This window comes from Mesorhizobium sp. BR1-1-4 (genome assembly GCF_020165375.1).
Taxonomy (GTDB): Bacteria; Pseudomonadota; Alphaproteobacteria; order Rhizobiales; family Rhizobiaceae; genus Mesorhizobium; species Mesorhizobium australicum.
The window spans coordinates 90,969-113,072 of sequence record NZ_JAIUIB010000008.1 but is presented as its reverse complement, the minus strand read 5'-3'; the positions used below and the strand labels follow the sequence as shown (position 1 = coordinate 113,072).

Sequence of the window (22,104 nt, the reverse complement as noted above, 5' to 3'; positions counted from 1 at the left end):
ATTTTCCCCAATCGACTGGCCGTTGTGCGATGCCAAACCTAGATAGGCTGGACCATCCCCCACAAAAGGATTCTCCCATGCCCGAACAGATCACGTTGAACGACGGCACCGCCATTCCCCAGCTTGGCCTTGGCGTCTGGCAGGTCGATCACGACATCACGGCGCAGGTGGTGGGCTGGGCGATCCAGGCCGGTTACCGGCTGATCGACACCGCCGAGGGCTACCGGAACGAGGAAGGGGTCGGCGAGGCGATCCGCGCCGCCGGCGTGCCGGCGGCAGAGCTGTTCATCACCTCGAAGCTGCGCAACGGCGCGCACCAGCGCGATGCGGCGCTTCGGGCCTTCGACGACACGATGAAGAAGCTCGGCGTCGAGCAGCTCGACCTGTTCCTGATCCATTGGCCGGTGCCCAGCCAGGACAAATATGTCGAGGCGTGGAAGACGCTCGTCGAGCTGCAGCAGGCCGGCCGCATCAAGTCGATCGGCGTTTCGAATTTCAACAGGGATCATCTGGAGCGCATCATCGGCGAGACGGGCGTGACGCCCGTCGTCAACCAGATCGAGCTGCACCCGCGCTTCCAGCAGCGCGATCTGAGGGAATTTCACGCCCGGCACGACATCCATACGGAAAGCTGGAGTCCGCTGGGCAGCGGCCGGTTGCTGAGCGACCCGACCATATCAGGCATTGCCCGCAAACACGGCAAGTCCACCGCGCAGACAATGATCCGCTGGCATCTCCAGCAAGGGCTGATCGTCATCCCGAAGTCGGTGCGCCAGGACCGCATCGCGGCCAACTTCGATGTCTTCGATTTCGAACTGGACGCACAGGACCTGGAGATGATCGCCGGCATGGATTCGGCTGACGGCCGTAACGGTCCGAATCCGGTGACGGCGGCGTTTCTGTTCTGACAGGACGAAGCGGTCGGCGCGCTAAATCCCCGAGCCGTCCAGCTGTTGCGCGTCGTCGCCTTCCCACGGCGCCGGCATCGAGGCGCCCCGGCTGAGATTGGCCGAGGGCATCGGCATCCAGCACTTCAGCTCCGGCTCGGCATATTCGACGACGCGGCCGGGCGAGGAATCGGAGGCGCGCCAGCCCTCGTCACCGAACTGATCGGCGCGTGACCAGTAGGCGAGGTCGACTTCCGCCGGCCCCTGCTCGGATGGGCGGACCGTCACGAGGATCCGGCTGCCGTCTTTTGGCGCGCTCGACATGTGGCGCCAGCGGTCGGGCTCGTCCATCGTATTTCCTCCTGCCTTGCTGTGGGATGAAGTGTCGCCTCGTCGTCGGAGACGGTCAACCCAAACTTTGCGCAACCCATCCTGTTTCGATAGGCTGCTCGTTCCGCCCGGCGCACGGGGAGTGGATGATTTGTCGGATTGCACCAGCCGCATCCGTCCTTGATCTGGCGACGGTCGCCGAGACAAGGAGAGGCATTCATGAGTGACGAAGTCGAGCCGATGCCGGCTGGGGTGGAAACAAAACTGTACTTCAGCCGCAACCCCAATCCGCGCCTGGGGGTCGCGGTGGCGCGTCATCTCGGGGCGAGGGTGACCTTCGAATTCGCGTCGCCGTTCGCGCCGGGGCAAGCGGAGCGATTTCGGCCGCTCAATCCCAACCTTTCCCTGCCCATACTGGCCTGGCCCGGCGGAAGCCTGTGGGAGGCCGACGCCATAGCCTGCCGGTTGTCGCGCGACATGGGGTCCGATTTCTGGCGCAGCGGCGACGATGAGCCCGAGATGATCCGCTGGCTGAGTTGGGGCAAGGAGAATTTCATGCGGGCCTGCGACATGGTGCATTTCGAGCGCGGCACCAAGCAGCGTTATCACATCGGGCCGATCGATCACCAACTGGTCGAGGATGGGCTGAAACTGTTTCACACAACGGCGGCGATCCTGGAGACCGCGCTTGCGGGCCGGCAATGGCTGGTCGGAGACGAAGTTTCTTATGCCGACTTCCGCATGGCGACCTTCCTGCCTTTCAACGATGTCGCGGGCCTGCCGCTCGGCGACTATCGACTGGTCGATCGCTGGTATCGGCGGCTTGAAGCGATCGACGCCTGGCGTGATCCCTTCGAGGGTCTGGACGCGCCGCGATTGCCGCCAGTCCCAGGACAGGTCGAGCCGCATGAGGCGCCGAGGCTGTAGTCGAAAGGGGTGGCGACCGGCGTATACGTTTGGAGAGAAACTTGAAAACGCCGGCCGCCATTTGGGGGCGTTGGGGTGCATCGCTTTGGGGGGCGATGCAGAGGCCAGGCTAAGCGGATGGCCGGCCGCCGCAATCGAAACGCCGGCCCATGGTGAACAGGTGGTTACTATCCACAGGTCAGGGCCGCAATCCGGCAGGCCCGCCGGATTGCGGCCGTCCATCGCGGCCAGATCGTCATTGTCTCGGCTGTGCGCAACGCGAATCGCCGGCCATGCCACGCTCGACGGGCCGCGATCGGATTGCTAAGCCCGTCCGCGAAGGAGCTGATGAGTCTGGCATGACCGTTGCGATCGAGATGGGACACACGACAGCGGGCGCGCCGGCGAAACTCGATCTCGAGGAGTTGCTGGCGACCCGCCTTCTGGTGCAGGGCAATTCGGGGTCCGGCAAGTCGCACCTCTTGCGGCGCCTCTTGGAACAGAGCGCGCCTTGGGTGCAGCAGACCATCATTGATCCGGAAGGCGACTTCGTATCCCTGGGCGAACGCTACGGCCATCTGGTGATCGATGCCGAGGAGCATACCGAGCGCGGCTTGCAGGCGGCCGGCGAGCGGGCGCGCATCCACCGGGTCTCGACCGTGCTCAACCTCGAAGGCCTCGATGCCGAGAACCAGATGCGGCGCGCCGCCGCTTTTCTCGGCGGGCTGTTCGAGGTCGCGCGCGACCACTGGTACCCGATGCTGGTGGTGGTCGACGAAGCTCAGCTTTTCGCGCCGGCGGTGGCCGGCGAGGTGTCGGACGAGGCGCGCAAGCTTTCGCTCGGCGCTATGACCAACCTGATGTGCCGGGGCCGCAAGCGCGGGCTTGCCGGCATCATCGCCACGCAGCGGCTGGCCAAGCTCGCCAAGAACGTCGCGGCGGAAGCCTCCAATTTCCTGATGGGCCGCACCTTCCTCGATATCGACATGGCGCGCGCGGCCGATCTCCTAGGCATGGAGCGGCGGCAGGCGGAGGCCTTCCGCGATCTGGAGCGCGGCCAGTTCATGGCGCTGGGGCCGGCACTGTCGCGCCGGCCGCTCGGCCTGCGCATCGGCCCGACCGACACCAGCCCGCGCAACGGCACGCCCAAGCTGATGCCGCTGCCGGAGGCGGCGCTCGAGGATGCCCGCGCCATCATCCTGGCCGCCCCGCCGCCCGAGACGATGCGCGCGCCGCGCCGGGTGGCGTCGCCGGACCTGCTCGACCAGTTGATGGCGGCGAAGTCGGCTGCGCTGGAAATCCGCCCCGAACCGGCGGAGCCGCAAGTCAGCGCCGAGGATCTGGCGGAGCGGCGCGAGCGGGTGGACCGCGTGCTGCGCGCCATTCTTGCACAACCTGACGCGGGCTTCCGCGTGATCGGGGTGCTCTACCAGGAGTTTGTCGTGCGCTGCCGCATCGAGGGCCTCGCCTCGGTCGTGCCTGACCTGCCCACCTTCCGGCGCATGTTGACGCGCGCCCGTGCCGGACTGGGGGCCGAAGCCAGCGAGGACGATGTGTGGCGCGACGTCTCGGTGCGCGCTTCGCTGCTGCCGGAGGACATGCAAGGCGTGTTCATGATGATCGCGCGCGCGGCGAAGGAGGGCTGGCCGTGCCCGAGCGATGGCGCGATCGCCCGCGCCTACGGCTCGCATTCCATGCGCCGCGCCCGGCGGCTGCTCACCTATATCGAGGAGCAGGGCCTCATCGTCTGCCAGGTCGACGGCACGGGGAAGCGCACCGTAACGCTGGTCGAACTCGCCTGGGCAACGGCGCCCGGCGATCCCAATGCCGAGGGGGCGGAGCAGGGGAGTTTGGCGCTGTGAGGGCGGCCATGGCGGCCGTGGCGCATCGCGATCTCATCGACAAACGCTGATCCGCTGGTTCTCGATGACGGACTTGGCGGCGGCCGGCATCGCCTCGGCGCCGCTTGCGCGGTCCCCGGCAAGCGGCGCCGGGTGGCTGGTGCCGGGAACCCGCGGCTCGATCCTTGTCGGGCTCGGCGTCGCGCTGGTCAATCATCGTATCTGAAGCTTGCTCGCAGACGGCGGGTGCGAAGGCGATGCTGAGCTCGCTGGCCGGCTTCTGGTGAGGTCAGCACCGCGCGACGAGGCCGCCCTTACTGGACCGTGATGACACCGTCGACCGCCCGCCATTCCGATGGGGTGATGAGCCGGTGGTGGGCGATGTGGACGGAGTGAAGCGGCCCGTCCAATTCGCGCTCCCAATAGGAGAGAAAGCCCTTGAGTTCGGGGAACTCCGGCGCCAGGTCGTAGTCCTGCCAGACATAAAGCTGCAGCAGGCTCCGATGGTCAGGCAGACGGTAATGGATTTGTGCGGTGGTCAGGCCATAGCCTTCCATCTGGAGGCGGAACCCCTTGCTGACGCTTGCGATCATTCGTGTCTCCTTTCGGCGGCAGCGGTGGCCGCAACGGCGAAAAAGTCTCTCGGCCCATCGATGTGCGCCGCCGGGAAACAACTCCTTCAGAGGGTGAGCGGTTCCGGCGCCGGCGATGGTACCGGCTCGGATAATTTTGCCGGATCTAGGCGTAAATTCAAGCGGCGGCTCCCGACGCAGAGCGAATAAGACCGCCATAACAGGGAGTTGGCACTCCGCCGGCGTGAGTGCTAAAATTTTCTGGCGGCCTCTTGAAACCGAAAAAAGGGAAAACTAGCTCGATATGCGCGCGCGATGCCTGACAAAGGGTCGCCGCATTCCGCATCGGCCCGAATTGCCGGTCCGGTGTGGAGGAAGCTGAAAACCTGTTTGTCCCAAGAGGAGAACGACATGGCGTTCCGTCCATTGCATGACCGTATCCTGGTCCGCCGCATCGAGGCCGAGGAAAAGACCTCCGGCGGCATCATCATTCCCGATACCGCCAAGGAAAAACCGCAGGAAGGCGAAGTCATCGCCGTCGGTCCCGGCGCGCGCGACGACAGCGGCAAACTGACCGAGCTGGATGTCAGGGTGGGTGACCGTATCCTTTTCGGCAAATGGTCCGGCACCGAGATCAAGCTCAATGGCGAGGACCTGCTCATCATGAAGGAAAGTGACGTGATGGGCGTGATCGAACAGACCGCGCAAGTGAAGAAGGCCGCCTGACGGCTTCTTAGAAAATCCACCAGTCAACGAATGCTGCCTAGAGATAGAGGAGTGATCCAATGGCTGCCAAAGAGGTAAAATTCCATACCGAAGCGCGCGAGAAGATGCTGCGCGGCGTCGATATCCTGGCCAATGCGGTGAAGGTGACGCTCGGCCCCAAGGGGCGCAATGTCGTCATTGAAAAGTCGTTCGGTGCGCCGCGCATTACCAAGGATGGCGTCACCGTCGCCAAGGAAATCGAGCTTGAGGACAAGTTCGAGAACATGGGCGCGCAGATGGTGCGCGAAGTCGCCTCCAAGACCAATGACCTTGCCGGCGACGGCACCACCACCGCGACCGTGCTGGCCCAGGCCATCGTCAAGGAGGGCGCCAAGGCCGTTGCCTCGGGCATGAACCCGATGGACCTGAAGCGCGGCATCGACAAGGCGGTGGACGCCGTCGTCGCCGAGCTGAAGGCCAACGCCCGCAAGGTGACCCGCAACGACGAGATCGCGCAGGTCGGCACCATCTCTGCCAATGGCGACGCCGAGATCGGCCGCTTCCTCGCCGAAGCGATGGAGAAGGTCGGCAATGAAGGCGTCATTACGGTGGAGGAAGCCAAGACAGCCGAGACCGAGTTGGAAGTCGTCGAAGGCATGCAGTTCGACCGTGGCTATCTCTCGCCCTATTTCGTCACCAACCAGGACAAGATGCGCGTCGAACTTGACGAGCCCTACGTGCTGATCCACGAAAAGAAGCTCGCCAACCTGCAGGCGCTGCTTCCGGTGCTGGAAGCGGTGGTCCAGTCGGGCAAGCCGCTGCTGATCATCGCCGAGGATGTCGAGGGCGAGGCGCTGGCGACGCTGGTCGTCAACAAGCTGCGCGGCGGCCTCAAGGTCGCGGCCGTCAAGGCGCCGGGCTTCGGCGACCGCCGCAAGGCCATGCTGGAAGACATCGCGATCCTCACCGGCGGCACCGCGATCTCCGAGGATCTCGGCATCAAGCTCGAGAATGTGACGCTGGAGATGCTGGGCCGCGCCAAGAAGGTGGTGATCGAAAAGGAAAACACCACCATCGTCGACGGCGTCGGGCGCAAGGAAGAAATCCAGGGCCGCGTCGCGCAGATCAAGGCCCAGATCGAGGAGACCACCTCCGACTATGACCGCGAGAAGCTGCAGGAGCGGCTGGCCAAGCTTGCCGGCGGTGTCGCGGTGATCCGCGTCGGCGGCTCGACCGAGGTTGAGGTCAAGGAGCGCAAGGACCGCGTCGACGATGCCTTGCACGCGACCCGCGCGGCTGTCGAGGAAGGCGTGCTGCCCGGCGGCGGCGTCGCGCTGCTTCGGGCCGCCAAGGCGCTCGATGCTGTCCAGACGGACAATGCCGACCAGAAGACCGGTGTCGAGATCGTGCGCCGCGCCATCGAGACGCCGGTCCGCCAGATCGCGGAAAATGCCGGTGCTGAAGGCTCGATCATCGTCGGCAAGCTGCGCGAGAAGAGCGAATTCGGCTGGGGCTGGAACGCTCAGACCAACGAGTTCGGCGATCTCTATGGCCAGGGCGTGATCGACCCGGCCAAGGTGGTGCGCACCGCGCTGCAGGATGCCGCGTCGGTCGCCGGCCTGCTGGTGACCACCGAGGCAATGGTGGCCGAGAAGCCGAAGAAGGAAGCCGCCAGCCCGGCAATGCCGGCCGGCGCCGGCATGGACTTCTGAGGTCCGACCAGTCCGCCCGCTCCCTCGACAGGGAGCGGGCATCGGTTGAAGGGAGAGAGATATGGATGCGCTTGCTGACCTTGGGCCCGTGCCCGCGCCGACACATCAGGCAAAGGAGTTCCTGGCCTATGAAAGCGAATGCCGCGGTGCGCTGAAGCCGCTGCTGGCGGAACTGCTCGACAGGGCCGAAGCCGCCGGCTGGAAGCGGCGGACCGTTGCCGCGACGCTGATGTTCCTGGCCGCGCAACAGGTGTCGGAGGCGTCCGAGGCCTCGGCCGGCGGCTGAGCGCTGACATTCAGTCCCATAAACTTACGGGCAGTCCCATGAACCTTACGGGCAGTCCCATGAACCTTACGCGGCGGGCCGCGCCTTCCGGTGTTCGGCCCGCCGCGGGTCCGCACAATCGAGAGGAGGCACAAGCCATGAATCGCTGGCAGTTTGAAGAACCGGTGACCATTCTGGTCGGAATGGGCTTTCCGAGGAAGATCGAAAGCGTGATGGAAGCCTACGCGCTGTTGCAGGACTGGCCGGCCGCCAGCCGCAACGGCGCTCATGCCGTCGCCCTCAATGCCTGCAAGGCGGGCATCGCCGGTGAGATCGACCCGGAGACGGTGCGCGCGACGCTGGTCACCTTCGCACGTCGCAACGACATATTGCTGCCGGATATGGTTTCGCCGGCCGCTGCGATGGACAATGCGCTGCAGGCGGGGCGAGGCGGCAGGTCCGTCTGATCTTCAGCGGTCCGCCTCGCGGCGGTGGCGGGCGCGAGCCCGCGGGGAACCAAGCGATGGCCATCGGGTTGAATCAGTGTTGGTTCCCCGAGGCGAGGCGACGTCATGAGCATCCTGCAAAGCATCAAGAAAGTGGCCGAACAGGTGACCGGTGCCGCAAGACCGGACAGCCGTCAGGCGGCCGACCTTGTCAGGCCGCGCAAAGCGAACGAGTTCAGGTTTGGCGATGATGGCCTGGTGCCCAATCATCCGTCCTGGCCGCTGGTCGTCTATCACGGCGCAGTGAGATTGCCGGAAGACTTCGATCCCGCGGCCGTGTTAGAGGCGCTTTTCTCGGCCAATGGCTGGGGAGACAGCTGGCGCAACGGCATCTACGATTATGTTCACTACCATTCGCGCATCCACGAAGTGCTCGGCGTGGCGCGTGGCACGACGAAGGTCCGGTTTGGCGGCAAGAAGGGCCGAACGCTGGCGCTGAAGGCCGGCGATGTCGCGGTTCTTCCGGCCGGCACGGGGCACCAGCGCATCTCCGCTTCGGACGACTTTCTCGTCGTTGGCGCCTATCCGCCGTCCGGCACCTATGACGAATGCACGACCACCGCCGATCACGCCAAGGCGGTGGTGACGATCCCCAAGGTCGGCCGTCCGCACAAGGACCCCGTCTATGGAAGCAAGGGCCCGCTGCTGGCGGCGTGGAAGAAAGATTGAGTTCGCCGAAGGCGAAAGAGAGCAAAGCTTGCCGGCGCAAGCCCTGCCTCGGAACGATCGACGGACAGATCGAAGCATAGTTCATCACTCCGGTGGAACGCTCTCGGGCATTGGAGGTTGATAGCCGTCGAATGCTTTATCAACGGACTGGAAAACGGAGAGAGCCCGCCTTCGGTTGACGCCGGGGCGGGTTCCTTTTTGTCTGAGATTCTCGGGATTGATGGCGCGCGGGAACATGTCCGGCATGCCAGGCGCAATGGGAGCAAAGCCTGGAGAGAGCAGGTGGTGAAGAGATTGCGCCTGCCTCGGAGCGGACAGACGGCTGATATACCGTCTACATTCCGTAGGTGAGGGCAACATAGATCGCCGGGATAAGCGTCAGGCAGATCGCCATTCCCACGACAACGGCGATAGCCAAGCGCTCGGTTCGCCTGACAAGATCGACCATGTTGGCGTCCTCACTCAGACAGACGGGCGGGCCCGACGGGATTTCCGGGGCCTGAACATCATTGTCATTTGCGGGGCGATTGTCGTCCTGGGTGCTCGGTCTCTGGGCTGATGTCACTGCTTGCCTCGCTCTCAGAATATCCGGCGGTCGAGCTGGATTCCGCGATGATGGGTGATTGGCTGCGTTGCTCCGGCGCGAAACCCAACGTATCGGCAAGACATGGGTTGCCGCATACGACTTCAGTCTTGCCAATTCTTAGACCTAAGCCTTGCCCGGGAACGCAATGCAGCGGGAGCCGTTGGTGACCGGTGACAACTCAAAGAATAGGAGAGGAGAAAGTCATGGCTGACGGTCCAACTGTTGTTAATTCTGGAGGTGGTGGCGGCACTGCGGTCGCTATTGTTCTTGCGATAATCGCCATCGTTGTCCTGCTGATATTTACCGGTGTCATCAACATTGGTGGCGGCGGCGGGAAGGACATCAACGTGAAGGTTGAGGCGCCAAAGGTGGAAGCTCCGGCCACTTCAGCGCCCGCGAAGCCCGCGGCACCTGCCAATGGTGGCTGATTGGCTGCGGCAGAGGCCAGAATTGTTCTGGCCTCTGAAAATGTGTCTTAGTTCACAAAAGGACTTGTCATGAAAAGGTATCTTGTCGGCGCTGTCGCGGCCCTCGCGCTTGTGGCTGGAATTGGTGCTTCCTTCGCGGGAGACGTCGTAATTCTCAAGCCTGAGCAGCAGACGGTCGTTCGCGAATACATCCACAAGCAAAAACTCGCGTCAGTCAGCCTGCTCGGCGTCGAACTCAACGTCGGCTCCGCTCTCCCTGACACTGTCGAGCTTCATACAATCGACGTCCCCGACGTCAGATACAAATACACTGTTGTCGGCGATCATGCGGTTCTGGTTGACCCCGATACACGCAGGGTCGTGCAGATCATCGAGTGATGCCGGTAGTTCGTCCCTGGCCAACGGGGGCGGCCCGCCGTGCCGCAAAAATGGCGCGGCGGGCTTTCTATACGGAGCCACTTAATCCCTGTGAACATCGCCGAAACCTTCACCCGTCAGGCCTTGGCGTGGGTTAACCGCTCCAGCGCATCGACGATCAGGCCGCAGAATTTCGGATGGTCGAGTTTCATCGCCACGGTATGGCGGAAGTCGACCTGCTCGCTCGCCGTGCCGCCAAAATGGTGCATCCCGCCCATCTTCTCGAAATTGCAGACCGTCATGCCCTTGGTCCACCGCCCGGCGATTTCGACGCGGATATCGGCCTTCTCGGTGGTGAAGACGGTCGGGTCGATCATGGCCGCGACGCAGCACGCGTCGTGGACGGCTGGATACTCGATCTGCAGGAGGCCGCCATGCGTGGTCGCTATGAACTCCCAGATATCGAGGATGAACTTGGCGATCGGGCCGCCGACGGCGCGCACCCTGTTTTGCAGGTCCGGAGTGGCCAGCGCCTGGTGCGTGAGGTCGAGGCCGACCATGGTGACATCCCAATCGGCGCGGAACACGACGTCGGCGGCCTCCGGGTCGCCATAGACATTGAACTCCGCCGCTGGCGTGATGTTGCCGCGCGTGTAGGCTCCGCCCATCGCGACGACGCCCTTCACCCGCCCGATGATGCGTGGGTCCTTGCGAATGGCGAGCGCGATGTTGGTGTAGGGACCGACCGGCACCAGCGTGATGGTTTTCGGCTCGTGTGCCATGACCGTGTCGATGATGAAGTCGACGGCATGCCGCTTGTCGAGTTCGAACGAGGCGGGCGGCAGGACGGGGCCGTCGAGCCCGGTATCGCCATGGATTTCGACGGCCAGCACCTGCTCGCCGATGAGCGGGCCGGGTGAGCCCTTCGCCACCGGCACCTTGATGCCGTAGGCCGTGCATACGGCCAGAGCATTGCGCGTGGTGTTCTCGACATTGTGGTTTCCCGAAACCGTCGTGATGCCGAGAAGGTCGATATTCGGGTTTCCCGCCGCAAGCAGGATGGCGATGGCGTCGTCGTGCCCAGGATCGCAGTCCAGGATGATTTTTTCCATGATTTCGTCTCCCTTGTCGGCGGAGCCTGTGGCTGCCCCGTGCCAATAGTCGGCCCGCGCCTACTTGTCCTCGACAATGCGCAGATAAGCCGCCGTCACGAACAGGACGATCAACCCGAACAGTATCCGCCTCGCTCCCTCCGGCATCTGCAAAATCGTCAGCAGCGTCGTCAGCACCGTGAGGATCAGCGCGCCGATGATGGTGCCGGTGTAGCCGCCGCGACCGCCGAAGATGGAAGTGCCGCCGATGACGGCGGCGGCGACCGATGGCAGCACCAGCGGTTCGGCGAGCGACAGCGATGGCGCCTTGATCAGGCCGATGTAGAGCAAGCCGGTGATGCCGGCGAGCACGCTGGAGGTGACGTAGAGCGCCGTGATGACCTGCCAGTATTGCACGCCCGACAGGCGCGTCGCGCGCTCATTATCGCCGACGGCGTAGAGCAGGCGGCCGAAGCCGGTGCGGGCGAGCGTGAAGACGATGAGAGCCGCCAACGGAACGAACAGCAGCAGCGCGTTGGGGAAGGCAAAGCCGAGTACGGGGGTGACGCCGGTCCCCAGCCAGGCGAGAAAGTCGGGGATCTTGGCACCGGACGCGATCACCGTGCGCTGGTAGACCTGCAGGCAGCCGGTGCCGATCAGGCTGGTGCCCAGCGTCATGATCAGCGGATGGACGCGGAAGACACCGACGCCGATGCCGTTGACGAGGCCGATCAGCACCGCCGGCATCATCGCCAGGAGGAAAGCCACAGCCGGGTCCTGGCTGACGATCTGCGTTGCCATGATGAAGGCGCTCATCGTCGCCACCGTGCCGACCGAAAGGTCGATGCCGCCGGTCAGCATGGTCATGGTCTGGCAGCCGGCGAGGATCGCCAGCGGAATGGCGAATTTGATGGTGTTGGCGATCCAGCGCTCGTTGACGATGCCGGGGCGCAGGATCTGCAGGATCACCACCAGGATGACCAGCAGGATGATCAGCGGGATGAGAGGCCGGTCGGCCATGAAGCGTTTTATGCGGCGGCCGAAGGGGACCGGCGCGGGCGTGATCGCGGTGGTGCTCATGGGTTGGCTCCTGCTCGCGAGGAGGTGGGCTTGGTGGTGGCGTTCTGGAAGGATGGTGCTCTACGGCGCCGTACAGCGCTGCGGGTGAATTTCATGATTGCCGCCCTCGCATCGTGATGAAGGCGCCGAACATCACCACGGCGACCATGATCAAGCCTTCGATGATGGCGGTGACGTTGGGGTCGATGGCGAGCAAGGTGAGATCCGTGCGCACCAGCCGCAGCACGAAGACGGCGACGATGGGGCCGAGCAGGCCGCCCTTGCCGCCGCCGAGCGCCACGCCGCCCAGCACGACCGCGGCGACGCTGGCCAGGAGATAGGGGCCGGGGATCGGCGCGCCGATGCCTGTGCTCATGGTCAGCGCCAACCCGCCCATGGCCGCGAACAGGCCTGACAGCGCGTAGGCGATGACCCTGGTGCGGGCGACAGGCACGCCGCTGCGGAACGCCGCCAGTTCGCTGGAGCCGATGGCGTAGATGGAAAGGCCGAGGCGCGACCGCCGAAGCGGTATCCAGACGATGCAGAGGCAGACAATCAGCACCAGCAGCGCCTTGGGCAGCCACGCGTCGACGGCGTCGGGCAGGCCCGGGATCGGCACGGTGCCCGAGATCAGCGCCTTCAGCCATTCGGCCGCCGCGCCGCCCGGGGCGCCGAGCACCAGAAGGGCCGCGCCTTGCAGCACGAACAGCATGGCCAGCGTGACGACGATGTCCGGCACGCGGGTGACGACGATCAGCATCCCGTTGAGCGCGCCGAGCACGAACCCCATGGCGAGCACGAAAGGCACCACGAACAGCGCGTATTCCTCGCTCGCGCCCGCCATCATCGAGGCGGCGGTGACGCTGGTCAACGCCATCATGGCGGCGACCGAGAGATCGATGCCGCCGGCGATGACGACGACCGTCTGCGCGGCGACGGCAAAGGCGTAGGGCAGTACGGCCCGCGCCAGCGAGCCGAAATCGCCGCTGCCATAGCCGGGCTGGATGATCTTGGTGGCGATGAACAGGATGACGAGGAGGGCGAACAGGCCTGTTACCCAGCCTTGCCGGCGCAGGAAATGGCTCATGGCGTTGCCTCCGGCGCATCGGAGGCATTCGCCGTGGGTGCGGCCAAAATACCGATATCCGCCTTGACGCCGCGCGGCAGGCCGTAGGCGGCGCGCATCAGCGTCGGCTCGTCGGCCTCCTCGACAGGGAAAATATCGACCAGGCGGCCGCCGAAGATGACGATGACGCGGTCGCAGACGCGCTGCACTTCTTCCAGTTCGGAGGTGTAGAACAGAACCGACTTGCCGTTGCCGGCGAGCTCGCGCAGCAGACGATAGATCTCCTGCTTGGTGCCGACATCGATGCCGCGCGTCGGGTCGAAACACAGGATGGTGCGCGCGTCGGCCGCGATCCAGCGGGCGATGGTGACCTTTTGCTGGTTGCCGCCGGACAGGCGCTGCACCTCGCCTTGAGCGCGGGTGTCGATCTGCAGGCGCTGGATGGCGCTCGCCACGGTGGCGCGCTCCTTGCGCATACGAATAGGCCCCCAGTTGCGCAGGGCGGCACTGAAGGGGAGCGCAATGTTCTCCCGCACCGAGCGCTGCATGGCGAGCGCCTCGGAACGGTCGCCCGGCACATAGGCGACCCCCGATCGGATGGCGTCGATCGGGTGGGCGAATTTCACCGGGCTGCCGTCGACCTCGATCGTGCCGCCCGATGGTTTGATCGAGCCGGCAAGGGCGGCGAACAGTTCGTCCTGGCCCTGGCCTTCCAGCGCCACGACGCCGGCCACCTCGCCATCGCGGAGATCGAAGGAGACATCGCTGAGCTTGGTCCCGACGCGCAGGTTTCGCACGGCGATGCGCGGGCGAGCAGGGGGGCGGGCCTCTTCGCTGGCGCCGCGGGCGGCGACATGGGTCTTGACAATGCGAGTGCCGAGCATCAGCTCGACGATCTTTTCCTCGACGCCCGGCACGATGTCGACGACGCCGACGGTCGCGCCGTCGCGCAGCACCGTGGCGCGGTCGCAAAGGGCCGAGATTTCGACGAAGCGGTGGGAGATGAAGATCACGGCGCGGCCGGCGTCGCCCTGCCGGCGCACCACTTCCAGCACCTTTTCGGCAAGGTTGGCGGGGAGTGCGGCCGTCATCTCGTCGAGCAGCAGCACGTCGGGCTCGACGGCCAGCGCGCGGGCCAGGTCGAGCACGCGCAGGATGGCGAGCGGGATGTCGCGCGCGGTGTCGCGCAGGTCGAGGTCAGGTATGCCGAGTTCGCGTACCCAGGCGCGGAACGGCTCGACCGGCGTGCCGGTCAGCCGCAGATTGGACAGCACATCGAGATCGGGGATCAGCGACGGCTCCTGGTAGACAGGCAGCAGCCCGGCCCGGCGCGCGGCGGCCGGCGAGCGTATGTCGCGCGCCTCGCCACGGATCAGGATGCGTCCGGCATTGGCTGATATCGCGCCGGTCAGGATCTTCACCAGCGTCGACTTGCCGGCGCCATTGGCACCCATCAGCGCATGCACCTCGCCCGGCAGCACGGAGAGCGACGCATCGCGGAGAGCCGCGACCGCGCCGTAGTTCTTGGCGACGCCTGACGCGTCGAGGAGGGGACTGGTGGTCAAATGATTTGGGTCTCGATTTATGTGCCTAATAACCGCGAATGTCAGCGCCGCCCCTCACCTGCCTGCCGGCATCCTCTCCCCGTATAGAGACGGGGAGAGGGGCTTGCCTCCGGCGTTGCGGCCAGCTTCTCTCGCCCCGTTTTACCGGGAGAGATGTCCGGCAGGACAGTGAGGGGCGGCGCCGACCATGGTCAGCAAAGCCGCTGCTTACTCGCCCGGGCCCTTGCAGGCCACGATCTGGTCCTTGGTATACGTCGTCCAGTCGGGGATCATGATCGAGACCGGCCATTCAGGGCTCAGCGACGGGTCGGCGGCGGCTTTCAGCTTGGCCTTGCCTTCCTCGGTGGCATTCTCCCACAGCTGCGGGTCGACCAGCACGGTCTGCTGGGCCGGCTTCTTGCCGTCGAGGATCTGCAGCGCCAGCGTCACGCCGGCACCACCGATCGAGCCGGGGTTGGTGACGGCGGCACCCACGAGGCCCTTGACCGAGCTCAGCTGGCCGACGAAGCCGGCATTGTCGGCGCCGACCACGGGCACCAGCGGCGCCTGCGATTCGACCAGCGCGTCGACGATGACGTTATCGATGCCCGACGTCCACACGCCGTTGAACGGCGTGCCGGTGGCCAGGAAAGACAGCATCTGCTGCTTGGCCTGGTCCTGCTGCCAGCCGGTGAAGACCTCCTGCGCCACCTTCACGTCGGGGAATTCGGCCAGTGCCTTCTTGAAGCCTTTGTCGCGATCGCTATCGGCCGAAGCGCCCGCCGCGCCGCGCATGTAAAACACCTCGCCCTTGCCGCCCATCTGCTGGAACAGCCATTTGGCGCCGAGATACGCATACTGCTCCTGGTTGTTGGAAATGATGTAGGCCGACGGCTCGGTGACCGCCTGGTCGACGGCGACGACGACGATGCCGGCCTTGGTGGCTTCTTCCAGGCCGGCCTTGATGCCGGCCGGGTCGGCGGGGTTAACGACGATGGCGTCGACCTTGGCACTGATCAGGTTGCGGATGTCTTCCAGCTGGCCGGCGGCATCGGTGTTGCGGTGGGCGATGTTGAGCTTGGTCACTTCGCCGGAGGCGAGCGCCTGCGCCTTCATGGCGCAAACCATTTCCTCGCGCCAGCCATTGCCCTGCACGGTGTTGGAAATGCCGATCGTGTATTTGCCGGCAGCGGACGACACGCCCACCGAGGCCAGCAGCGCCGCGCTGGCAAGCAGCGGGACCATGGTCAGATAGTTCTTCATTTCAGTCTTCCTCCACATTGTTTTTCAGTTCAGTTTTAACCTGTTGGGCCGCGCCACTCACAATCAGAGTCAAGTGGCTCGCTTTGCCGTTACTTGACGAAGGGACGCAGCACGTCGCGGGCGAGCAGAAAGCCCCGCTTCACCTGCTCGTCGCTGCCTTCAAATCGCCTGTCCTCGTGTTCGATGATGACCGATCCGTCATAGCCGGCGCGGTAGAGGCCCGAGAAGAAGCCGCTCCAGTCGACATCGCCGAGCCCCGGCATGCGCGGCACCTGCCAGTCTATGCCCGCGGATAGAATTCCGCGCTCGTACAAACCATCATGATCAATCATCAGGTCCTTGGCGTGGACATGCAGCATATAGGGGCCGAATTCCCGGATGAAGCGGGCCTGGTCGATCATCTGCCAGACCAGATGCGAGGGGTCGAAATTCATGCCGACATCGCCGCCCCAGGCTTCGAGAATGCGACGCCAGACCTGCGGCGAATAGGCGATGTTGTGCCCGCCCGGCCATTCATCATAGCTGAAGATCATTGGGCAGTTTTCGAAGGCGAGTTTTACCCCGTGGCCGCGCGCATGGGCAACGATTTCCGGCCAGACTTTCAGCGCGTCCTGCCAGTTGACGTCGACTGTCTTGGAGGCATCGCCGCCGCAGAAGGTGTTGACCAGGGGAACGCCCATGTTTGCCGCCAGGACGATGACCTTCTTCAGGTGGCCGATGACCGCCTCGCGATGGGCGGTATCCGGGTGCAGCGGGTTGGGGTAATAACCGAGACCGGAGACCGTGAGGTTCTTTTCCGCCAGCGATGCAACGATTTCTTTCGCCCGCGAGACCGAAGTGCCATCGACATCGATATGGCTGGTGCCGGCATAGCGGCGGGTCGCGCCGGAGGTTTTCGGCCAGCAGGCGATTTCCAGTGCCTCGAAGCCGACAGAGCTTGCCCAGCCGGCGACCTCGCCAAGCGGCGTGTCCGCGAACGGTGCGGTGAGCAGTCCAAGTTTCATCATGCCTCCCCTGGCCGCGAACCCGCGATCGATGCCTATAATGCCGATTGTTTGGATCGCTTCAACCTCGCGACCTCATCTTGTTCGAGACTGTGACGGACTGCCGCCATCGGATCGCCCGAAAGCAGTTCGCCAAGCGCTGACGTGACGGCCAGCCGGAACGTCTCGTCCGCGGCAAGGCCCGGGTCGAATATCGTCTCGATGGCCAGGATGGCGGAAGCCAGCGCCCGCGCATCGTGGCCGGTTTCGTCCGCAATCGCGGCGACCTTGCCGGCATAGGGATCCGACACCGGCCAGCGCTTGCCGAAGCGCGCCGAGGCCAGGATCAGATAAGCCATCCAGCCGGCGACCGGCACCGACAGCAGGCCGATGCTGGCCCCCAGGTTCAGGCGGTCGCGGATCGGGTTGAGCAGGCGCTGCACGATTTTTTGCGAGCCGTCGGTGGCGATCTGGTGGTTGCGATGGCGGATCGCGGTGTTCTTCAACCGGCCAAGGCTCTGCTCGACATAAGCAGATGGATTCATGCCAGCCACCGGCATCAGTGTCGGCAGGGTTTGCTCGACCAGCATTCGCCTGACGAAGATCGAAAGCAGCGGGTCCGCGATGGCATCCGACGTGTGTTCGAGGCCGGCCAGTACGCCGAGCGTGGCGAGTGTCGTCTGGGCGCCGTTGAGTACCCGCATCTTGAGATGCTCGAACGGGGTGACGTCATCGACAAAGGTCGCGCCGGCCAGATCCCAGAGCGGCATGCGGCCGGCGAACTTTTTCTCGATCACCCATTGCCGGAAGGGTTCGCCGACGGCGACGGCGGCGTCGCGATAGCCGAACCGTCGCTCGACGCTGTCGAGATCGTCCTGTGTCACCGCCGGAGCGATGCGGTCGACCATGGCCGAGGGGAAGGCGGCATTGGCCGCGATCCAGTCGGCCAGGCCATTGCCGCGCCGTTCGGCAAAGCTCCGCACGACATTTTCCAGGATGACGCCGTTGGTCGGAATGTTGTCGCAGGAGAGCAGCGTCAGCTTCGGGCCATGCGTGGCCCTGCGTTGCTCCAGCGCCCGCGTGAGGATACCGGGCACGCTGCGCGGCGTTTCCGGGTTGGCGAGGTCGTGGACGATGTCGGGATGATCGAGGTCGAGCGCGCCAGTCGAGGGCACATGGCAATAGCCTTTTTCGGTCACCGTCATCGTCACCAGCTCGATGTCGGCGGAGACGAGCACCGCGAGCGCCGGTGCGGCGCTGTCCTGGCTGTCGACCACCTTCACGATGCTGCCGATGACGCGTGCCTCGACATGATCGTTGTCGCGGATCAGCCTTGTGTAGAGGCCGTCTTGCCGGCCAAGCGTCTCGGCCAGGGCGGGCGGGCGAATGTTGATGCCGACGATGCCCCAGCGGCCGAACCGGCGCGAAAGCAGGTCATCGGTGTATTCGGCCTGGTGACAGCGATGGAAGGCGCCGACGCCCAGATGCGCCATGCCTGGTGAGAGCGCCGCGCGGTCGTATGACGGCTTTTGCACGGCTGCGGGCAGCCGCTCCAGCAGTCTGGGCCCGAGCCTTTCGATGGAGTTCACCGGTTCGCCCCGATCACCGCCTGCTCCTGGTCGATCACCGCGCCGGTCATCGGCCCGGCTGCGTCGGAAAGCAGGAACACGGCGAGATTGGCGATATCGTCCGGCTTGAGCAGCCGACCGAAGGGCTGCGCGGCATTGGCGGCGTCGAGCCATCCCGGGCCATTGCCCAGCGTCTGCGCCTGCATGATGCGTTCGGCCGGCGTGTCGGTCCAGCCGACATTGATGCCGTTGACGCGGATGCGGTCGAAGCGGTGGGCGTTGGCGGCATTCTTGGTCAGCGTCGCCAGCGCGCCCTTGGTGGCGGAATAGACGGCGAGTTCCGGCGAGCCGCAATGGGCGTTTATCGAGAGGATGTTGACGATGGCGCCGCCGTGGCCACGCTTCTTCATGTCGGCGATCGCGGCCTGCATCAGGAAGAAGGGCGCACGCGCGTTGACGGCAAACAGCGCCGACCAGTCGTCCGGTGTCGCGTCGAGGAAGGAGGCGCGGTCGGTCAGGCCGGCGGCGTTGACCAGGCCGTCGATGCGGCCGAAGCGCTCGATGCAGGCCTGCGCCAAAAGGGCGGGAGTTTCCGTGTCTCCAAGGTCGGCGGCGACGAAGAGCGTCGGCGTACCCAGGGCCGACAGTTCCGCTGCCACGGCCTCGCCGCGCTTGCTGTCGCGCCCGGTGATCAGCAGGCCGGCAGCGCCGGAGCGCGCCAGCGTCTCGGCAATGGCACGGCCGATGCCTTGCGTCGACCCGGTGACCAGCGCCACCTTGCCTTCGAGCCTGATCTCCATTCCTCCTCCCGGAACAAAGTTTCTATTTCTTTAAATATGGAATGCCAATTCCCGATAGTCAATTGTACCAGCGGCGCCTCATGTGCCGCGGCGCGCCGCGACGCCTTGGACCAGCGCCATGCCCACCGCCAGCGACGCCGCCAGCGAGCGGAAGCCGGCGAAGTCGGATTCCACTACTTCGAGCCAGCTGTCCGACAGCCGGATCAGCGGCGAGAAGGTGCTGTCGGTGATGGTGACGATGCGCGCCTTGCGCTCATGCGCGACGGCCACCAGGTCCGGCGTGATCGAATTGTAGGGGCTGAAGGACACCGCCAGCACCGCATCCTGCCTGCCGATGCAGCCGACCTGATCGAGCGCGGTCGAGCCGACATTGTCGACCAGCACATTGCGCACGCCTTGCTGCGAAAGCGTCAGCGACAGATAGGTGGTGACGGGGAAGGCGCGCTTGGAGCCGATGACGTAGATCAGGTCCGCCTTGGCCAGCGTCGCCACCATCTTCTCGAAGCTTTCGATATCGAAGCCGCTTTCGATGCGGCCGAGCGAGGCCTGCGAGGCGCCAACCATGCCGCGCAGGAAATGCGTGGCGGCATTGGGCTCGGCTTCGGCGCGCTGCTCGCCGCGGCCTTCCGGCCACGATCCCTTGACGTGGTCCTTGAACAGGCCCTGGAAATCGGAAAAGCCGGAATAGCCGAAGATCTGGGCGAAGCGCACCAGCGTCGAGGGCTGCACGCCGGCCTGTGCCGCCACCTGGGCAATGGTGCCGAGCGCCACCTCGCTCGGGTGCTGCCACAGGAAGATCGCCACCTGGCGCAGGCGCTTGGGAAAATGCACGGTGCCGGAAGACAGCACCGCGCGCAGCTCCTCATAGGTTCGCGGCTGTATATAGCCAAGTGCCGCCAGCGAACGGCCGCGTTTGCGCGTCGCTGCCTCGTCGGCACTGGATCGTCCGGATGGTTTTCTCGCCCCGCTCATGAATTCAGGCTAGCGCGATACGATCGTTTTACAATATGGATTTTGGAAATGGTGTTCGATGGGGATAGGGCGAGGCTCGGCGATATCGTCATCCCAGGGCGAAGCAGCCGCGCAGATCCTGGGGTCTGCGGCGCGTCGCTTCGCTCCTTGCTACGCCCTGGGATGACGACCCCGCTAGTGATCAGCCCCGAGGAGAAAACATGGTCTATGCAACATCGGATGGATCGACGCGCCAGCGTCTGCGCGTCGGCATGGTCGGCGGCGGCCGCAATGCCTTCATCGGCGCCGTGCATCGGCTGGCCATGCGCCTCGACGACCAGATCGCGCTGGTTGCTGGCGCGCTGTCGTCCGACCCGGACAATGCCGCCGCCTCGGCCGCCGAGATCGGCATCGCGCCGGAGCGCAGCTATGCCGATTACCGCGCCATGGCCAAAGCGGAGGCCGCGCGGCCGGATGGCATAGAGGCGGTCGTCATCGTCACGCCCAACCATCTGCACGCGCCGATCGCCACCGCCTTCCTCGAGGCCGGCATCGACGTGATCTGCGACAAGCCGCTGTCGACGACGCTGGCGGACGCCGAGGCACTGGTTGCACTCGCGAAGGCGAAAAACCGCCGCTTCGTCGTCACGCTCAACAACACCGGCTACGCGATGGTGCGCCAGGCGCGCGAGATGGTGATGGCGGGCGAGCTTGGCCGGATCGTGTCGGTGCATGGCGCCTACATCCAGGACTGGCTGACCAAGCCGATCGACGCCGACGGCCAGAAGCAGGCGGAATGGCGCACCGATCCGGCGAGGGCGGGGCAGTCGGCGGTGCTGGCCGATATCGGCGTGCATGCCTTCAACCTGGCAGGCTTCATTTCGGGCCGCGAGGCCGAGACGGTGTCGGCCGATCTGTTCACCGCGGTGCCCGGACGTCGGCTCGACGACAATGCCCATGTGCTGGTGCGCTGGACCGATGGGGCACGCGGCACGATCCTGGCCAGCCAGACATCGCCCGGCCACTACAACGACCTCTCCGTGCGCATCTATGGCGACAGGGCCGGGCTCGAATGGTCGGGCGGCCGGCCGGAGGAACTGCGCTTTTCCAGGTACGGCGAGGAAACCCGCACGCTGGTGCGCGGCGGCCATGGCTCGACGGAGGAATCCCGCCGCGTGTCGCGCATGCCGGCGGCGCATCCGGAGGGCTATATCGAGGCGTTCGCCAATTTCTACCGCGACGCCGCCGACATCATCCGCGCCCACCGCTCGGGCGGCGCGGTGGATCCGGCCCGAGCGGCGCAAGTGCCGGACGTGATCGACGGGGCGCGCGGCGTGAAGTTCGTCGCCGCCGCGGTGGAGTCGAATGCTGCAGGCGGGGCTTGGACCGCGGCCAGGTTTGCGGGATGAACAGCCGACCTCCGAGGGGGAGATCGGCAGCTTTTGCCGTCGGCAATTATTCGATACCCAACTGTTCTGCCAAATCCGACAGCATCGGGCGCTGACCCTGCAGAATCTTCACCCCGGCTTCGGCCAAGGTGAACCAGTCGGCCCTGTCGACCTCCGGGAATTCCTTCATCGATCCCGACCGCGGCGGCCATTCCATGGTGAAGGTGTTGCTCTTGATGGCGGCCACATCGATGTCGGTCTCGACGGACCAGGCCATGACGATCTTGCCGCCCGGCTGCCTGTAGTCGCCGAGGCGCGCGAAAGGGCCGCCGACCTTGATGCCGAGCTCTTCCTCGGTCTCGCGTCGTGCCGCCGTCAATTCGTCCTCGTCCTCGTCGATGAGGCCCTTCGGGATCGACCAGGCGCCATCGTCCTTCTTTGCCCAGAACGGGCCGCCGGGATGAACCAGCAGCACCCCGATACCGTCATCGCTCCGGCGATAGATCAGCAGACCCGCGCTGCGTTTTGCCATGTTTGCATGTCCGTTTGCGGCACCGGTGCGAAGCCGGCCGATTCTGAGCGATCATGGCTGCCGATCTTGCACCTGGAAATTGCGACGCTATGTCA

24 protein-coding genes are annotated in these 22,104 nt (G+C 65.1%); 12 read left to right on the top strand and 12 right to left on the bottom strand.

Features of this window, described 5'->3' with window-relative positions; all coding sequences use genetic code 11:
- Positions 1–77 precede the first annotated feature (77 nt).
- Positions 78–908 carry an aldo/keto reductase gene (locus tag LB571_RS18715; protein WP_224596769.1) on the top strand — a complete coding sequence of 277 codons (831 nt, stop codon included), beginning with the start codon at positions 78–80 and terminating at the stop codon, positions 906–908.
- Positions 909–929: 21 nt separating this feature from the next.
- Here the strand turns inward: LB571_RS18715 and LB571_RS18710 are convergent, their stop codons facing one another.
- Entirely contained in the window at positions 930–1,238 is a 309-nt protein-coding gene (locus tag LB571_RS18710) for a hypothetical protein (protein WP_015316958.1), read from the bottom strand.
- A gap of 198 nt (positions 1,239–1,436) precedes the next feature.
- Between LB571_RS18710 and LB571_RS18705 the strand changes: the two genes are divergently transcribed.
- From LB571_RS18705 to LB571_RS18695, 3 genes are all read left to right on the top strand, one after another.
- Positions 1,437–2,144: a glutathione S-transferase family protein gene (locus LB571_RS18705; protein ID WP_181166452.1), complete on the top strand. Its 708-nt coding sequence runs from the start codon at positions 1,437–1,439 to the stop codon at positions 2,142–2,144.
- A 338-nt stretch (positions 2,145–2,482) separates the two neighbouring features.
- Positions 2,483–3,985, top strand: coding sequence for an ATP-binding protein (locus tag LB571_RS18700; protein ID WP_140791283.1), 1,503 nt, complete (start codon positions 2,483–2,485; stop codon positions 3,983–3,985).
- 64 nt (positions 3,986–4,049) lie between these two features.
- A complete protein-coding gene (locus tag LB571_RS18695) occupies positions 4,050–4,190 on the top strand; it encodes a hypothetical protein (protein WP_224596753.1) in 141 nt (46 codons plus the stop codon).
- An 88-nt stretch (positions 4,191–4,278) separates the two neighbouring features.
- On the opposite strand, the gene LB571_RS18690 is transcribed toward LB571_RS18695, so the two are convergent.
- Complete coding sequence (locus LB571_RS18690; RefSeq protein WP_224596752.1) at positions 4,279–4,557, bottom strand: usg protein; 279 nt, start codon at positions 4,555–4,557, stop codon at positions 4,279–4,281.
- A gap of 390 nt (positions 4,558–4,947) precedes the next feature.
- Between LB571_RS18690 and LB571_RS18685 the strand changes: the two genes are divergently transcribed.
- From LB571_RS18685 to LB571_RS18655, 7 genes are all read left to right on the top strand, one after another.
- Entirely contained in the window at positions 4,948–5,262 is a 315-nt protein-coding gene (locus LB571_RS18685; RefSeq protein WP_015316962.1) for a co-chaperone GroES, read from the top strand.
- Between the two features lie 59 nt (positions 5,263–5,321).
- On the top strand, positions 5,322–6,953 hold the full coding sequence (groL, locus tag LB571_RS18680; protein ID WP_224596750.1) for a chaperonin GroEL: 1,632 nt from the start codon (positions 5,322–5,324) through the stop codon (positions 6,951–6,953).
- Positions 6,954–7,014: 61 nt separating this feature from the next.
- Entirely contained in the window at positions 7,015–7,239 is a 225-nt protein-coding gene (locus LB571_RS18675) for a hypothetical protein (protein ID WP_015316964.1), read from the top strand.
- Positions 7,240–7,376: 137 nt separating this feature from the next.
- On the top strand, positions 7,377–7,685 hold the full coding sequence (locus LB571_RS18670; protein ID WP_140663343.1) for a DUF982 domain-containing protein: 309 nt from the start codon (positions 7,377–7,379) through the stop codon (positions 7,683–7,685).
- Between the two features lie 105 nt (positions 7,686–7,790).
- Positions 7,791–8,393 carry a cupin gene (locus LB571_RS18665; RefSeq protein ID WP_224596748.1) on the top strand — a complete coding sequence of 201 codons (603 nt, stop codon included), beginning with the start codon at positions 7,791–7,793 and terminating at the stop codon, positions 8,391–8,393.
- A 789-nt stretch (positions 8,394–9,182) separates the two neighbouring features.
- Positions 9,183–9,407 carry a hypothetical protein gene (locus LB571_RS18660; protein WP_023782864.1) on the top strand — a complete coding sequence of 75 codons (225 nt, stop codon included), beginning with the start codon at positions 9,183–9,185 and terminating at the stop codon, positions 9,405–9,407.
- 69 nt (positions 9,408–9,476) lie between these two features.
- Entirely contained in the window at positions 9,477–9,785 is a 309-nt protein-coding gene (locus tag LB571_RS18655; protein ID WP_140725290.1) for a DUF1236 domain-containing protein, read from the top strand.
- Between the two features lie 116 nt (positions 9,786–9,901).
- On the opposite strand, the gene LB571_RS18650 is transcribed toward LB571_RS18655, so the two are convergent.
- The 9 genes from LB571_RS18650 to LB571_RS18610 form a co-directional block, all read right to left on the bottom strand.
- Positions 9,902–10,876, bottom strand: a complete 975-nt coding sequence (locus tag LB571_RS18650; RefSeq protein WP_140663339.1) for a nucleoside hydrolase — start codon at positions 10,874–10,876, stop codon at positions 9,902–9,904.
- A 60-nt stretch (positions 10,877–10,936) separates the two neighbouring features.
- Positions 10,937–11,935, bottom strand: coding sequence for an ABC transporter permease (locus LB571_RS18645; RefSeq protein ID WP_140791300.1), 999 nt, complete (start codon positions 11,933–11,935; stop codon positions 10,937–10,939).
- A 91-nt stretch (positions 11,936–12,026) separates the two neighbouring features.
- Entirely contained in the window at positions 12,027–13,001 is a 975-nt protein-coding gene (locus LB571_RS18640; RefSeq protein WP_140618012.1) for an ABC transporter permease, read from the bottom strand.
- Positions 12,998–14,545, bottom strand: coding sequence for a sugar ABC transporter ATP-binding protein (locus LB571_RS18635; protein WP_140725295.1), 1,548 nt, complete (start codon positions 14,543–14,545; stop codon positions 12,998–13,000). The genes LB571_RS18640 and LB571_RS18635 overlap by 4 nt, the downstream gene beginning before the upstream one ends.
- Positions 14,546–14,752: 207 nt before the next feature.
- A complete protein-coding gene (locus tag LB571_RS18630) occupies positions 14,753–15,787 on the bottom strand; it encodes an ABC transporter substrate-binding protein (RefSeq protein WP_015316972.1) in 1,035 nt (344 codons plus the stop codon).
- A gap of 89 nt (positions 15,788–15,876) precedes the next feature.
- Positions 15,877–16,791, bottom strand: a complete 915-nt coding sequence (locus tag LB571_RS18625) for a sugar phosphate isomerase/epimerase family protein (RefSeq protein WP_224596745.1) — start codon at positions 16,789–16,791, stop codon at positions 15,877–15,879.
- A 35-nt stretch (positions 16,792–16,826) separates the two neighbouring features.
- Entirely contained in the window at positions 16,827–18,359 is a 1,533-nt protein-coding gene (locus tag LB571_RS18620; protein WP_224596742.1) for a mannitol dehydrogenase family protein, read from the bottom strand.
- Positions 18,356–19,138 (bottom strand): SDR family oxidoreductase, encoded by a 783-nt coding sequence (locus tag LB571_RS18615; RefSeq protein WP_140716301.1) that lies wholly within the window; start codon positions 19,136–19,138, stop codon positions 18,356–18,358. Before LB571_RS18615 ends, LB571_RS18620 begins: the two co-directional genes overlap by 4 nt.
- 78 nt (positions 19,139–19,216) lie before the next feature.
- On the bottom strand, positions 19,217–20,110 hold the full coding sequence (locus LB571_RS18610) for a MurR/RpiR family transcriptional regulator (protein ID WP_140824085.1): 894 nt from the start codon (positions 20,108–20,110) through the stop codon (positions 19,217–19,219).
- A 200-nt stretch (positions 20,111–20,310) separates the two neighbouring features.
- Here LB571_RS18610 and LB571_RS18605 point away from each other — a divergent pair, with 200 nt between their 5' ends.
- A complete protein-coding gene (locus tag LB571_RS18605; RefSeq protein WP_224596739.1) occupies positions 20,311–21,498 on the top strand; it encodes a Gfo/Idh/MocA family protein in 1,188 nt (395 codons plus the stop codon).
- 46 nt (positions 21,499–21,544) lie between these two features.
- On the opposite strand, the gene LB571_RS18600 is transcribed toward LB571_RS18605, so the two are convergent.
- A complete protein-coding gene (locus tag LB571_RS18600; protein ID WP_224596735.1) occupies positions 21,545–22,009 on the bottom strand; it encodes an NUDIX domain-containing protein in 465 nt (154 codons plus the stop codon).
- Between the last annotated feature and the right edge of the window lie 95 nt (positions 22,010–22,104).